Here is an 11,912-nt window from a genome sequence, read left to right as displayed (position 1 = left end):
AGCCGTGCCAAGCGGGCCTGTTGTGATTGAGCGGGCCCGCTCGCCACAACAAGCCCGCTCGCCACAACAGCATCGTTTACCGCACAAAGCCTATTCATCAGACAAAGTCGTTAGCCAGCTTCCTTTTCCCCCGCGCCCTTGCCATCATGCCCGCACCGCCCGCCCGCGAACGAGTGCCCATGCCTGCCGCCGCCCCAAGCTCGATATCGATCACCCTGCAGATCGTTTCCATTGTCTTCTACACCTTCATCGCGTTTATCTGCATCGGCCTGCCGATTGCGGTGATTCCTGGCTATGTACACGAACAACTGGGTTTCAGCGCGGTAGTGGCCGGGATCACCATCGGCTCGCAGTACCTGGCGACGCTGCTCAGCCGCCCCATGGCCGGGCGCATGTCAGACAACGTCGGCACCAAGCGCGCGATTGTGCTGGGCCTGGCCGGGATTCTAGTGAGTGGCGTACTGACGTTCTTCGCCACGCTGGTGGCAAGCCTGCCATCGTTGAGCCTGGGCATCCTGATCGTCGCGCGGCTGCTGCTGGGGGTGGCCCAGGGGCTGATCGGCGTGGGCACCATCAGTTGGTGCATGGGCGCGGTGGGTGCGGAACACACCGCACGGTCGATCTCGTGGAATGGTATTGCCTCCTACGGTGCCATCGCGATTGGGGCACCGCTGGGTGTGGTGATGGTCGCGGAGTATGGCTACAACAGCCTCGGCATCGCACTGACGGTATTGTCCGCGCTAGGGCTGGTGCTGATCCGCAATAAACCCTCGGTGCCGGTGGTACGTGGCGAACGGCTGCCGTTCTGGGCGGTATTCGGACGTATCGCGCCGTTTGGCGCCAGCCTGTGCCTGGCTTCGATTGGCTACGGCACCCTCACCACCTTTATCACCCTGTACTACCTCAATCGAGGCTGGGCCGGCGCGGCTTACTGCCTCACGGTATTCGGCGTGTGCTTTATCCTGTCGCGACTGGTATTCATCTCTGCCATCAGCCGTTTCGGCGGTTTTCGCGCAGCCGTTGCCTGCATGACCATCGAGACCCTCGGCCTGACCCTGCTGTGGCTGGCGCCGTCCACCGGGGTGGCATTGATCGGCGCCGGGCTGACCGGCTTTGGCTTGTCGCTGGTGTACCCGGCGCTGGGTGTGGAAGCCATCAAGCAGGTGCCCAACAGCAGCCGTGGCGCGGGACTGAGTGCGTATGCGGTGTTTTTTGACCTGGCCCTGGCGATTGCCGGGCCGTTGATGGGCGCCGTGGCGCTGAACCTCGGCTACGGCTGGATCTTCTTCTGTGCCGCACTGTTGTCGGTCACGGCCCTGGGCGTGACCCTGCTGCTTATGCGCCGCGCTTACTGATCAGCTGTCTGCAAGCCCGCCCGGGTAGATTGGCCGAGGGTGTGACTGAAGAACCGCCCCGCCTCGGAGATCAGGTCGCGGTGAATGCCTTCGCGATCAACCCCATCGGCATCCGTGCAGATCGCCGGCATTGTTGCCAACTGATCGCTGTCGCACGGCGCCATGAACACGAAGTGCCCTGCCCCGGCCAGTAGCTTGAAGTCCGGCGGCTCCGGCAGTTTGCGCGCCAGCGCGGCGGCGTTCTTGTCCACCGCCACCAACTTGTCACCGTCGCCGCTGTAGAGCAGCACGGGCACATGCACATCGGCCAGGGTGTGACGGCCGAACATCAGGCTCAGCGGTGCCATCAACATCAAGGCATGAATGCGCGGGTCGGATTGCGGTTGCAGGTCATCACGGTCCACCACCAGTTCACCCTTGGTGGTGCATGCGTCGCGATCTTCCGGACGCTCCTGGCAATACCGGCGCAGGCGGTCGAAATCCGGCTTGGCGCCGGCCAGGATCAACGCGGTCTCACCCCCGGCTGAATAGCCAATGACACCCACCTGGTCCACGTTGACGAATGGCGAGAGCATCGGGTCGCCCAGGGTGGCGGTGATCGCTTCGGAAATCTGGATCGGCCGCCCGTACAAGTTGCTCACCGTGCCCAGGCGACTGTGATCCTTGTAGTTGTCGCCAGGGTGCAGCACCGCTACCACTACAAAGCCCTTGCGCGCCAGGGAGGTGGCCAGGTCATGCAGCGCCAGCGGCGTGCCGGTGTTGCCGTGGGACAGCATCAGCATCGGGAAACGGCCGATGGCGATCTTGGCGTCTTCGGTAGCGGCGACGTGGTAGGCGCCCAGTTGCGTGGTGTGCTCAAGGCCGGTGGACGGGTAGAACGCCACGGCTTTCATCGGCTGCAGGTCCAACGGATCCAGAAACGTCATGCGATGGAAGCCCACACTCCAATGCGGGTGCGGCGCAGGTGCGGCGTGCACTGAAATCAGGCCGCCGAGCAGGGAAAGAACCATAACGGCACAAAGACGCATCATGGGGATGTCCACCTTTGCTGCGTGAGAACCGACATATCGAAAAAAGTCCAGGGTGTTAAACCCATGCTTGCACAACCTGGGCCAAAATAATGACAACGCACAAACGAAAAAACTCCGTACTCCGTTCGCTTTGAGGCGAGCAGAATACAGAGTTTAGGCGCCCGGCTTCAGAATGAAACCGAGCAAAGGCGGAATTTACACAAGCCTTACGCGGTGGCGAACAATTGTTCGTTGATGACCACGTTGGCGTCGTTCAGGGCTTTGCTGCGCACTTCATCACCGTAGGCCAGGCCTTCGGCGCGTACGATTTCGATATCGGTGATACCCAGGAAGCCAAACAGCAGCTTCAGGTAGCCTTCATGGGCAGCACCCGAGGCCTGGCCGGCGTGCAGGCCGCCCGCGGTGGACACGATGATGACCTTCTTGTTGCCGCACAGGCCTTCAGGACCGGCTTCGCTGTAGCGAAAAGTCTGGCCGGCGACGGCGATACGGTCGATCCAGGCTTTCAACTGGGTTGGAATGGTGAAGTTGTACATCGGTGCGCCAACTACTACTGCGTCGGCGGCGAGGAATTCAGCCAGCGACGAAGCGCTCAGGTCAGCCTCATGCTTCTGCGCGGCATCACGCAGTTCGGCGGCGGTGCCTAGGGCGCCGAGGGTTGCGCCGGAAAAGTGGTTGATGCCTTCGCTGGCCAGGTCACGGTAGGTCACTTCCACACCCGGTTCAGCCGCTTGCCAGGCCTTGACCACGCCCGCGCTGAGCTGACGGGACGCCGAGTTGTCGCCGAGGATGCTGGAATCGATATGCAACAGTTTCATGCGGAATCTCCAAGTGAGGATCGCCGTGGGGCGTTCGAGTGAGGTTCATCCTACAGATGATCCGAATAAAGGATTAGACCATTGAAACGCGACTGTTTGTCCCGCCAGCAGGACAATGTTCAATGGGACGACACGTAAATCGACGCCGACGTAGGCGCCGGCAACGCATAGGTGCGTTTCATCCACTGGATTTCCGCCTGGGGTGTGCGCCCGAAGAAGCGCTTGAACTCGCGACTGAACTGCGAAGGGCTTTCATAGCCGACCTTGGCACTTGCCGTGGCGGCGCTGATATCGCTGCGCAGCATCAGCAAACGCGCCTGGTGCAGGCGCGTGGACTTGAGGTACTGCATCGGCGAGGTGTCGGTGACCGTGCGGAAATGCGCGTGAAAGCTCGGCACGCTCATCATCGCCTCCCGGGCCAACGCCTCCACGTCCAGGTGCTGGGCATAACACCCATGGATCTTGCGAATCGCCCGCGCCACCTTGCCGAACTGCCCCTGGCGATTCAACGCGGCGCGCATCGAACCGCCCTGCTCGCCCGTAAGGATCCGGTAGTAGATTTCGCGCATCAACGCCGGGCCGAGGATGTGCGCGTCCATCGGCGTGCCCATGGCTTGCAGGAAGCGCAACAGCGACTCGCTGAGCAAGTCATCCATGGGCGATGAATACATACCCCGCGGTTTGGCATCGACCAGCGCCGGAAACTCATCCAGCGCCACCATCAGTTCGGCCGCGAGGGTGAAGTCCAGGCGCAGGTACACCGCCAGCATGGGCTCGGCTTCGCTGGCGTCGGTCTCCATGGTGAACGGCACCGGCACTGACACCACCAGGTAATGCCGGGCGTCGTACAGGTAAACCTCATCCCCCAGGTAACCGCGCTTGCGCCCCTGGCAGACCATCACGATGCCGGGGTCATACAGCACCGGCACCCGCTGCAACGGGCGGTTGGAGCGCAGGAAGCGCACGTCATCCAGAGCGCTGAGGTTATAGCCCTCGACAGGCGCCAGGGTGTCCATCAGCGCGATGATTCTGTCTGTACGGTCCATGGATCCTGGCCTCAGTGCAAAGTGCCACGGTAGCGCGCAATCCGCATCCAGGCTACGGCCTCATAGGAATAGGCAATCAGCACATTGGAATGGATATTCGCTCAAACACTGTCTCTGCGTAGCCTGGAACCGCACTTTCAGCCCTCGGAGACTCCCCATGCTTATCGTCTACAACCCTGCTACCGGCGAAGAAGTCGGCCGCGTCGCCCAGAACACCACCCACCAGGTCAAGGCCGCCGTCGACCGTGCCTGCGCCGCCTTTCCCGCATGGTCGTCCAGGCTGGCCAAGGAGCGCAGCGACCTCCTGCGCCACTGGCATGACGCAGTCAAAGCCGACAAGGAAGCCTTCGCCGAATTGCTCTGCCGCGAAAACGGCAAATGCCTCAGTGAAGCCCGTGGCGAGATCGACTACGGCCTGGGCTTTATCGAGTGGTATGCCGAAGAGGCCAAGCGCGTGTACGGCGACACGATCCCCACCCATGACCGCAACGCCAATGTGCTGGTGACCAAGGAAGCCATCGGCCCGGTCGCGGCCATCACCCCATGGAACTTCCCGTTCATGATGATCACCCGCAAGGTCGCCACGGCCCTGGCCGCCGGTTGCACCATGGTGATCAAACCCGCCGAGGATACACCGCTGACGGCCTTCAAATTGCTGGAGTACGCACGCAAGGCTGGCATCCCCGAAGGCGTGCTGGAGGTGGTAGCGGGCGACCCCAGGGAGATCGGTCTGATCCTCACGGGCGACCCGCGTATCCGCAAGATCTCGTTTACCGGTTCCACCGGCGTTGGCAAATTGCTTGCCGCACAATGCGCGGCAAGCATCAAGAAGATGACCCTGGAGCTGGGCGGCAACGCGCCGTTTATCGTGTTCCAGGACGCCGATCTGGATGAGGCGGTGAAGGGACTGGTCGGTGCCAAGCTGCGCAACTCAGGCCAGGTATGCATCTCGCCGAACCGGATATTTGTGCAGCACAGCATCCTCGAGGACTTCATCCAGCGCGTGCAGCATGCAGTGGCCGGGATCGAAGTGGACCAGGGCCTGCGTGAAGGTTTTGTGGTCGGCCCGCTGGTCAATCAAGCGGGCTTTGACAAGGTCGTGCGCCTGGTGGAAGCCGCCAAGGCTGCCGGAGCCAGCGTGCTGATGGGCGGCAGGCCCCACGCCAAGGGCGGCCTGTTCTACGAGCCGACGGTGTTGACCGGTTTGCGGGACGACTCCCCCCTGGCGACCGAGGAGATCTTCGGGCCGGTGTTCGCCATCTACTCGTTCAAGGACGAAGAAGAAGTGATCGCCCGCGCCAACCAGACGGAGTTCGGCCTGGTCGCCTATGCCTACACCAGCGCGCTGGGGCGATCGTTGCGCCTGTCGCGCCAGTTGGAGGCCGGCATGGTGATTCTCAACTCAGGCTCGGTCGGCACTGCCTCGGTGCCGTTTGGCGGGATCAAGCAGTCCGGGTATGGCCGCGAAGGCAGCTATTACGGGATCGAAGAGTATGTGCAGGTGAAGTATGTGTTGATGGGCGGTGCGCATTTGTAGTGGATTTGCCCTCGTCAGGCGCGGATAGTTCGTCCCATTGACAGGACAATGGGCTGACCATGCAAGACCTCAACGACCTCTATTATTTCGCCAAAGTCGTCGAAGCCGGCGGTTTCGCCGCCGCCGGCCGGCTGCTGGGAATTCCCAAGTCGCGGCTGTCGCGGCGCATCGCCGAGCTGGAAGAGCGCCTCGGTGCACGCCTGCTGCAACGTACCACCCGCCAGCTTACCCTCACCGCCGTCGGCGAACGCTACCTGCGCCATTGCCAGGCCATGCTGCTGGAGGCGGAAATGGCCGATGAGGCCGTGGCCAGCATGTCCAGCGAGCCGCGTGGGCGACTGCGGGTGAGCTGCCCGGTGGGCATGGCCCAGCACATCCTGCCGGAGCTGGTCGCCGGTTTTCTTGCCGCCCACCCTCAGGTGCAGTTGGAGATGACCCTGGTCAACCGCCGCGTCGACCTGGTGGCCGAAGGCATCGATGTGGCCTTGCGCGTGCGTGAGCTGGGCGATGAGGACCCGCTGTTGGTGACCAAACGCCTGCGCCAGGCCCAGACCGTGCTGGTGGCCAGCCCCGCACTGATGCTCGGGCGTCAGGTCACGACCCTGGACGACCTCAAGCAGCTGCCGATCCTCGGTGCACTGGAAGCGGACCGGCTGGTGCACCAGCGCATTCTCGATCCCCAGGGCAACGCCCACGACCTGGCGATGGAAGCCCGCCTGGGTATCGACGACTTTATCGTGCGCAAAGCCAGCGCCATCATGGGCCTGGGCTTTACCGTACTGCCGATGATGTACTGTGAAGAGGAACTGGCAAACGGCCGGTTGGTGCAACTGTTGCCCGAATGGTCGTTGCCGGGCGGTTGGCTCCAGGCCGTCTACCCGCATCGGCGCGGCGTGCTGCCGGCGATCCGGGCCTGGATCGACTACCTCGAAGAAGGTTTCAAAGGCTGTGGAGACCGCTTGCTATGAAGATGACCGAAGCACAAGTCGCGGCGTTCTGCCTGGCGCTGCCCGGCGCGCGCGAAGACTACAAATGGGGCGGCGTGCGGGTGTTCTCGATTGCCGGCAACAAGATGTTCGCCCTGCAAAACCTGCGTGGTGAATCGCTGGCGTTCAAGGTCGACAAGGAGCTGTTCCTCGGCCATGTGGATCGCCCCGGCATCCACCCGGCGCCGTACCTGGCGCGTGCACAGTGGATCATCATGAACACGCCCTACCCGCTGGGCGCCGAAGAACTGCGCGGCTTGTTGCAGCGTTCCCACCAGTTGGTGGTGAGCAAGTTGCCCAAGCGCACGCAGGTCGGGTTGCGGCTAGAGGACTGAGAGCAAGGTGCCGCCGAGGAACAACTGGTCCAACCAGAACACCTCATGCAACAGCACGATCACCCAGAACAGCACCTGGTACGACACCTTGCGCGTCTTGTGCCGGAACACCTGCTGGGCAATCAACGCTCCCGGCCAGCCACCCGCCAGCTCCACGGCGTGCAGGATGTTTTCCGGGGTGCGCCAGCGGTCGGTCTGCGCTTTGCGCTTGTCGCTCCAGTACAGGAAAAACGCGATCACGCTGACTACACCATAGGCGGCCAGCGGGATCAGCGTCTCGCCGCGATACCAGACCAGCGCGGCCCCTATCAACGGCGGCGCGCACAACAGCGCGAAGATCGCCGCCTTCAAACGCGGATACTGGATGTTCAAGGCTTGACCGCCGTCCAGTCGATCCAGCCGAACTGCCAGGTCGCCAGGATCAGCAGGCCGAATGCGATGCGGTACCAGGCAAATGCCGCGTAGCTGTGGCTGGCGATGAACTTGAGCAAGCCCTTGACCGCAATCATCGCGAAGATGAACGAGGTCACGAAGCCGATGGCGAACACCGGGAAATCCGCTGGCTGGAACAGGTCACGGTACTTGTAGCCCGAGTACAGCGCAGCACCGACCATGGTCGGCATGGCCAGGAAGAACGAGAACTCGGTCGCGGTCTTGCGCGACAGGCCGAACAACAGGCCGCCAATGATGGTCGCACCGGAGCGCGACGTGCCGGGGATCATGGCCAGGCACTGGGCGAAGCCGATCTTGACCGCATCTTTCCAGGTGATCTCGTCGACGGTGTTGGCGTGGCTACGGTGCTGACGCTGCTCGGCCCACAACATGATGACGCCACCTACCACCAAGGCGGTTGCCACGGTGATCGGGTTGAACAGGTAGTGCTTGATCAGGTCGGCGAAGATCACCCCCAACACCACTGCCGGCAACACGGCAATGATCAGGTTGATGGTAAAGCGCTGGGCATTGCGCTGGGTCGGCAAACCGATGACCACGTCGAGAATCTTGCGGCGAAACTCCCAGACCACGGCAAGGATCGCACCCAACTGGATGATGATGTTGAAGGCTTCGAAACGCTCGCCGCCGAAGCCGATCAAGTCGGCGACGATGATCTGGTGGCCGGTGCTGGAAATCGGCAGGAACTCGGTCAGCCCCTCCACAACGCCAAGAATCAATGCCTGTATGGCGGTCCAAAAATCCATGCTTCCCCCAAAGGTCTTGCTCTATGGCAAGCCTTGTTGATCTTTTTAATGGTTCACTGACGACAAGACCCGGGGGTGACTCTCACACCCGGTACGCAAAAATCTTGTGAAAAATCAGACAGTACTCAGGTTTTCCGAATACAGGCCGAAAGCCTATCAGACAAGGCGGAAAAGTCGATGCAGCGCCCACAATTATAAAAAGCACGGAGTGACAGGACGATGAACAGTTTGCGCAATATGTCGATCAGCCGGCGCCTCTGGCTGATCCTGATAGTCGCCGTGCTGATGCTGCTGGCCCTGGGTTTATTGATGCTCAAGCAGATCCACGACGACCTTTACCAGGCCAAGCGCCAACAGACCCAACACGTGGTCCAGACCGCCAGCGGGATCCTGACGTTTTATCACGGCCTGGAAACTACCGGCGTCATGACCCGCGAAGCCGCCCAGAAACAGGCCCTGAGTGCCGTGCGCGGCTTGCGCTATGACCATGACGACTACTTCTGGATCAACGACCTCACGCCGGTGATGATCATGCACCCGGCCAACCCCAAGCTCGACGGCCAGAACCTCTCGGCCATCCGCGACCCCGACGGGTTTGCAGTGTTCAACGAATTCGTGAGCCTGGCCAAGGCCAAGGGCGCCGGCATCGTCAACTATCGCTGGCCGAAACCGGGTGCCGAAGCGCCGGTGGCCAAGACCTCGTATATCCAGTTGTTCGAGCCGTGGGGCTGGATCATCGGCTCCGGCGTGTACGTGGACGATGTGCAGGCCGAGTTCAGCGGCCAGGTGTGGAAAGCCTCGTTTATCGGCCTGGGTATCGCGGTGCTCATGGCATTGCTGGTAGCGCTGATCGCCCGCAGCATCGTGCGGCCGTTGCAGGATGCGGTGAACGCCATGGGCAACATCGCCAGCGGCGAAAGCGACCTGACCCGCAGCCTCGACACCCATGGCCAGGACGAAGTCACCCAACTGGCCCGGCACTTCAACAGCTTCACCGCCAAGCTGCGCCAGGTGGTCAGCCAGTTGCAGGAATGCGCCAACGCCTTGGGCCAGTCGTCCCAGGAACTGGGCACCAATGCGACCCAGGCCCATGATCGCAGCCAGCAGCAGTCCCAGCAGATGGAGCTGGTGGCTACTGCCATCAACGAAGTCACCTACGGCGTGCAGGACGTAGCCAAGAACGCCGAACACGCCGCCAGCGAAATGCGCGACGCCCAGGCCCAGGCGCAACAAGGCCAGGTCAATATCGACGGCAGCCTGCAACAGATCGACCAGCTCTCCGGCACCATCAGCCAGGCGGTGGAGGTGATCCGTACCCTGTCCGCCGAAAGCACCCAGATCGGCAGCGTGCTCGAAGTGATCCGCTCGATCGCCGACCAGACCAACCTGCTGGCCCTCAACGCGGCAATTGAAGCGGCGCGTGCCGGCGAGCAAGGCCGCGGCTTTGCCGTGGTGGCCGATGAAGTGCGGCTGCTGGCCCAGCGCACACAAAAGTCCACCGCCGAGATCCAGGGCATGATCGAGCGCCTGCAGGGCCACTCGGAAGCGGCGGTCAAGGTGATCAGCGACAGCCACAGCGCCTCCCAACTGACCATCGAACAAGCCGGCCAGGCCGGGGCCAGCCTGACCGCCATCGGCCAGGCATTGCGCAACCTCAACGGCCTCAACGCCTCGATTGCCAGCGCGACGCTGCAACAGGCCCATGTGGTGGAAGACATCAACCAGAACGTCACCCAGGCGGCCGGGTTGTCCCACAGCACGGCACTGGCGGCGGAGCAGTCGAGTCTGGCAAGTGCACAGTTGCGTGGCCTGAGCGACCAGCTCGACGGCCTGCTGCGCCAATTCAAGATCTGATGCTGCTTGTGGCGAGCGGGCTTGCCCCGCGTTGGGCTGCACAGCAGCCCTAAAACCAGACACCGCATACTGTCAGCCAGTACGCGGCGTATTTAGTGGGGCTGCTACGCAGCCCAACGCGGGGCAAGCCCGCTCGCCACAGAGATAATGCCCGCAGCATTCTTCTTTGGTTACAATCCCCGCCCTCTCCCACTCTCCCAAGGAACCACCATGTCCGGGCTTGAACTGTTCGCCGCCGCCCTCGGGGTGATCGCGGTGTGGCTGACCGTCAAGCAAAACCCCTGGTGCTGGCCCATCGGCCTGGTCATGGTGCTGCTGTACACCTGGGTGTTCTTCGATGTGAAGCTCTATTCCGACATGCTCTTGCAGGTGGTCTACGCCGCGCTGCAGGTCTACGGGTGGTGGCAGTGGACCCGCGCCGGCGAGGTCAAGCAAGGGCGCCAGGTCACCAGCCTGGGCGTGCCGGCGATCATGGCCAGCCTGGCCGCGGGCGCAGTGGGCAGCCTGTTGCTCGGCGCCGCCATGGCGCACTGGACCGATGCCGCCCAGCCCTGGCTGGACGCCGCCCTCACCGGCTTCAGCCTGGTGGCGCAGATGTGGATGGCGCAGAAACGCGTGCAGTGCTGGCCACTGTGGATCGCAGTGGATGTGATCTTCGTCGGGCTGTTCCTCTACAAAGGCCTGTACCTTACCGCCGCGCTCTATGCACTGTTCACCGTGATCGCCGTGCAAGGCTGGCGTGAATGGCGCGCCGATCCGGCGTTGCACGCATGAAGGTGGTGGTACTGGCCGGCCCGGAATCCAGCGGCAAAAGCTGGCTGGCCGCAGAGTTGCAAGCGCATTTCGGCGGGTTGATGGTCGGTGAATATGTGCGCCATTTCATCGATCACCATCAGCGCGACACCACCCTGGCCGATATCCCGGCCATTGCCCGTGGTCAACTGGCCTGGGAAGACGCCGCCCGCGCCCAACAGCCTGCGCTGTTGATCCTCGACACGCATTTGCTGACCAACAAGCTCTGGAGCCAGACCCTGTTCGGCGACTACCCGGCCTGGCTCGACAGCGAATTGCTGGCCCGCCATTACGACCTGCACTTGTTATTATCGCCGGAGGATGTGGAATGGACCGCCGACGGGCAGCGCTGCCAGCCGGACCTGGCGGATCGCCGAGCGTTCTTCCGTGGCAGCCTGGAGTGGCTCGAGCACCATCAGCAGCCCGCCCTGGTGATTCGTGGTCATTGGGCACAGCGCCGCGCCACCGCGTTGGCCGCGGTTGAACAGCTACTCGCCGGGACGCTCCAGGTTGGCATTCACCCTTAGCAGCAACGCCAGCAAGGTCGCCTCTTCCTCTTCACTGAACCCCTCCAGCGCCTGCGCGCTGCCTTGCAGCATGATCGCGCGGGCGGCGGGCATGCGTTCGCGCGCCGCGTCGGTCAGGGTAATCAAGCGGCTGCGTTTATCAGCCGGGTCAGCCACCCGCTCGATCATGCCGTCACGCTCCATACGGCCCAGCAACTGGGCCATGCTCGACTGCTCGACACGGGCAATGCGCACCAGTTCGGCCTGGGGCAAACCCTCGCTGTGCTTGAGCGCCGCCAGCACCGGAATCTGCGCGACAGCAAAGCCCAGCTCTCTCAGGCGACCTTCGTAGAGGCGGATGAAACCGCGGTTCGCCAGGCCGATCTGTTGCATGGGGTTTGGAGCAGGCGTTTGAGTCTTCATGAGGGCGTTGACTTTCCATAGGATCCTATG

The 11,912-nt window shown here is 62.6% G+C and carries 13 protein-coding genes; 7 read left to right on the top strand and 6 right to left on the bottom strand.

All coding sequences use genetic code 11. From position 1 onward, the window contains the following. The first annotated feature begins 179 nt into the window (after window positions 1–179). On the top strand, window positions 180–1,355 hold the full coding sequence (locus tag BM110_RS09000; protein WP_092250184.1) for an MFS transporter: 1,176 nt from the start codon (window positions 180–182) through the stop codon (window positions 1,353–1,355). Here BM110_RS09000 and BM110_RS08995 read toward each other — a convergent pair. The 3 genes from BM110_RS08995 to BM110_RS08985 form a co-directional block, all read right to left on the bottom strand. Continuing rightward, the gene (locus BM110_RS08995; protein ID WP_071488437.1) at window positions 1,349–2,386 is read right to left on the bottom strand and encodes an alpha/beta hydrolase family protein; all 1,038 of its coding nucleotides are present in this window, start codon (window positions 2,384–2,386) and stop codon (window positions 1,349–1,351) included. The genes BM110_RS09000 and BM110_RS08995 overlap by 7 nt on opposite strands. A gap of 206 nt (window positions 2,387–2,592) precedes the next feature. Beyond that, window positions 2,593–3,204, bottom strand: coding sequence for an FMN-dependent NADH-azoreductase (locus BM110_RS08990; RefSeq protein WP_093513197.1), 612 nt, complete (start codon window positions 3,202–3,204; stop codon window positions 2,593–2,595). Between the two features lie 119 nt (window positions 3,205–3,323). Next, window positions 3,324–4,250, bottom strand: a complete 927-nt coding sequence (locus tag BM110_RS08985) for an AraC family transcriptional regulator (protein WP_092250189.1) — start codon at window positions 4,248–4,250, stop codon at window positions 3,324–3,326. 157 nt (window positions 4,251–4,407) lie between these two features. On the opposite strand from BM110_RS08985, the gene BM110_RS08980 reads away from it, so the two are divergent. Genes BM110_RS08980 through BM110_RS08970 form a run of 3 tightly spaced genes read left to right on the top strand, consistent with a single transcriptional unit; the run spans window position 4,408 to window position 7,108 of the window. After that, window positions 4,408–5,787: an NAD-dependent succinate-semialdehyde dehydrogenase gene (locus BM110_RS08980; RefSeq protein ID WP_093513196.1), complete on the top strand. Its 1,380-nt coding sequence runs from the start codon at window positions 4,408–4,410 to the stop codon at window positions 5,785–5,787. Between the two features lie 59 nt (window positions 5,788–5,846). Beyond that, window positions 5,847–6,755, top strand: a complete 909-nt coding sequence (locus BM110_RS08975) for a LysR substrate-binding domain-containing protein (RefSeq protein WP_058426149.1) — start codon at window positions 5,847–5,849, stop codon at window positions 6,753–6,755. Continuing rightward, a complete protein-coding gene (locus BM110_RS08970; RefSeq protein ID WP_092250198.1) occupies window positions 6,752–7,108 on the top strand; it encodes an MmcQ/YjbR family DNA-binding protein in 357 nt (118 codons plus the stop codon). Before BM110_RS08975 ends, BM110_RS08970 begins: the two co-directional genes overlap by 4 nt. On the opposite strand, the gene BM110_RS08965 is transcribed toward BM110_RS08970, so the two are convergent. Next, window positions 7,097–7,480, bottom strand: a complete 384-nt coding sequence (locus BM110_RS08965; RefSeq protein WP_092250201.1) for a DUF1294 domain-containing protein — start codon at window positions 7,478–7,480, stop codon at window positions 7,097–7,099. The two genes, BM110_RS08970 and BM110_RS08965, sit on opposite strands and share 12 nt — an antisense overlap. Then, window positions 7,477–8,307: an undecaprenyl-diphosphate phosphatase gene (locus BM110_RS08960; protein WP_093513195.1), complete on the bottom strand. Its 831-nt coding sequence runs from the start codon at window positions 8,305–8,307 to the stop codon at window positions 7,477–7,479. Before BM110_RS08960 ends, BM110_RS08965 begins: the two co-directional genes overlap by 4 nt. A gap of 219 nt (window positions 8,308–8,526) precedes the next feature. Here BM110_RS08960 and BM110_RS08955 point away from each other — a divergent pair, with 219 nt between their 5' ends. The 3 genes from BM110_RS08955 (at window position 8,527) to BM110_RS08945 (ending at window position 11,480) form a co-directional block, all read left to right on the top strand. Next, window positions 8,527–10,161: a methyl-accepting chemotaxis protein gene (locus BM110_RS08955; protein ID WP_071488444.1), complete on the top strand. Its 1,635-nt coding sequence runs from the start codon at window positions 8,527–8,529 to the stop codon at window positions 10,159–10,161. 210 nt (window positions 10,162–10,371) lie between these two features. Next, a complete protein-coding gene (pnuC, locus tag BM110_RS08950) occupies window positions 10,372–10,935 on the top strand; it encodes a nicotinamide riboside transporter PnuC (RefSeq protein ID WP_093513194.1) in 564 nt (187 codons plus the stop codon). Further along, window positions 10,932–11,480, top strand: coding sequence for an AAA family ATPase (locus BM110_RS08945; protein WP_092250208.1), 549 nt, complete (start codon window positions 10,932–10,934; stop codon window positions 11,478–11,480). Before pnuC ends, BM110_RS08945 begins: the two co-directional genes overlap by 4 nt. Here the strand turns inward: BM110_RS08945 and BM110_RS08940 are convergent. Next, complete coding sequence (locus BM110_RS08940; protein WP_093513193.1) at window positions 11,442–11,882, bottom strand: MarR family winged helix-turn-helix transcriptional regulator; 441 nt, start codon at window positions 11,880–11,882, stop codon at window positions 11,442–11,444. The two genes, BM110_RS08945 and BM110_RS08940, sit on opposite strands and share 39 nt — an antisense overlap. Window positions 11,883–11,912: the final 30 nt, after the last annotated feature.

The organism is Pseudomonas sp. NFPP28 (assembly GCF_900115535.1).
GTDB lineage: Bacteria > Pseudomonadota > Gammaproteobacteria > Pseudomonadales > Pseudomonadaceae > Aquipseudomonas > Aquipseudomonas extremorientalis.
The sequence above is the reverse complement of the archived record's forward strand: the minus strand, read 5'-3'. Positions and strand labels throughout refer to the sequence as shown.

Bases quoted from the DNA above. Each gene is read 5' to 3' on its own strand.
- BM110_RS08995 (WP_071488437.1), bottom strand. From the start codon at position 2,386: ATGATGCGTCTTTGTGCCGTTATGGTTCTTTCCCTGCTCGGCGGCCTG.
- BM110_RS08945 (WP_092250208.1), top strand. From the start codon at position 10,932: ATGAAGGTGGTGGTACTGGCCGGCCCGGAATCCAGCGGCAAAAGCTGG.
- BM110_RS08970 (WP_092250198.1), top strand. From the start codon at position 6,752: ATGAAGATGACCGAAGCACAAGTCGCGGCGTTCTGCCTGGCGCTGCCC.
- BM110_RS08955 (WP_071488444.1), top strand. From the start codon at position 8,527: ATGAACAGTTTGCGCAATATGTCGATCAGCCGGCGCCTCTGGCTGATC.
- BM110_RS08990 (WP_093513197.1), bottom strand. From the start codon at position 3,204: ATGAAACTGTTGCATATCGATTCCAGCATCCTCGGCGACAACTCGGCG.
- pnuC (WP_093513194.1), top strand. From the start codon at position 10,372: ATGTCCGGGCTTGAACTGTTCGCCGCCGCCCTCGGGGTGATCGCGGTG.
- BM110_RS08960 (WP_093513195.1), bottom strand. From the start codon at position 8,307: ATGGATTTTTGGACCGCCATACAGGCATTGATTCTTGGCGTTGTGGAG.
- BM110_RS08940 (WP_093513193.1), bottom strand. From the start codon at position 11,882: ATGAAGACTCAAACGCCTGCTCCAAACCCCATGCAACAGATCGGCCTG.
- BM110_RS08985 (WP_092250189.1), bottom strand. From the start codon at position 4,250: ATGGACCGTACAGACAGAATCATCGCGCTGATGGACACCCTGGCGCCT.
- BM110_RS08975 (WP_058426149.1), top strand. From the start codon at position 5,847: ATGCAAGACCTCAACGACCTCTATTATTTCGCCAAAGTCGTCGAAGCC.
- BM110_RS08980 (WP_093513196.1), top strand. From the start codon at position 4,408: ATGCTTATCGTCTACAACCCTGCTACCGGCGAAGAAGTCGGCCGCGTC.
- BM110_RS09000 (WP_092250184.1), top strand. From the start codon at position 180: ATGCCTGCCGCCGCCCCAAGCTCGATATCGATCACCCTGCAGATCGTT.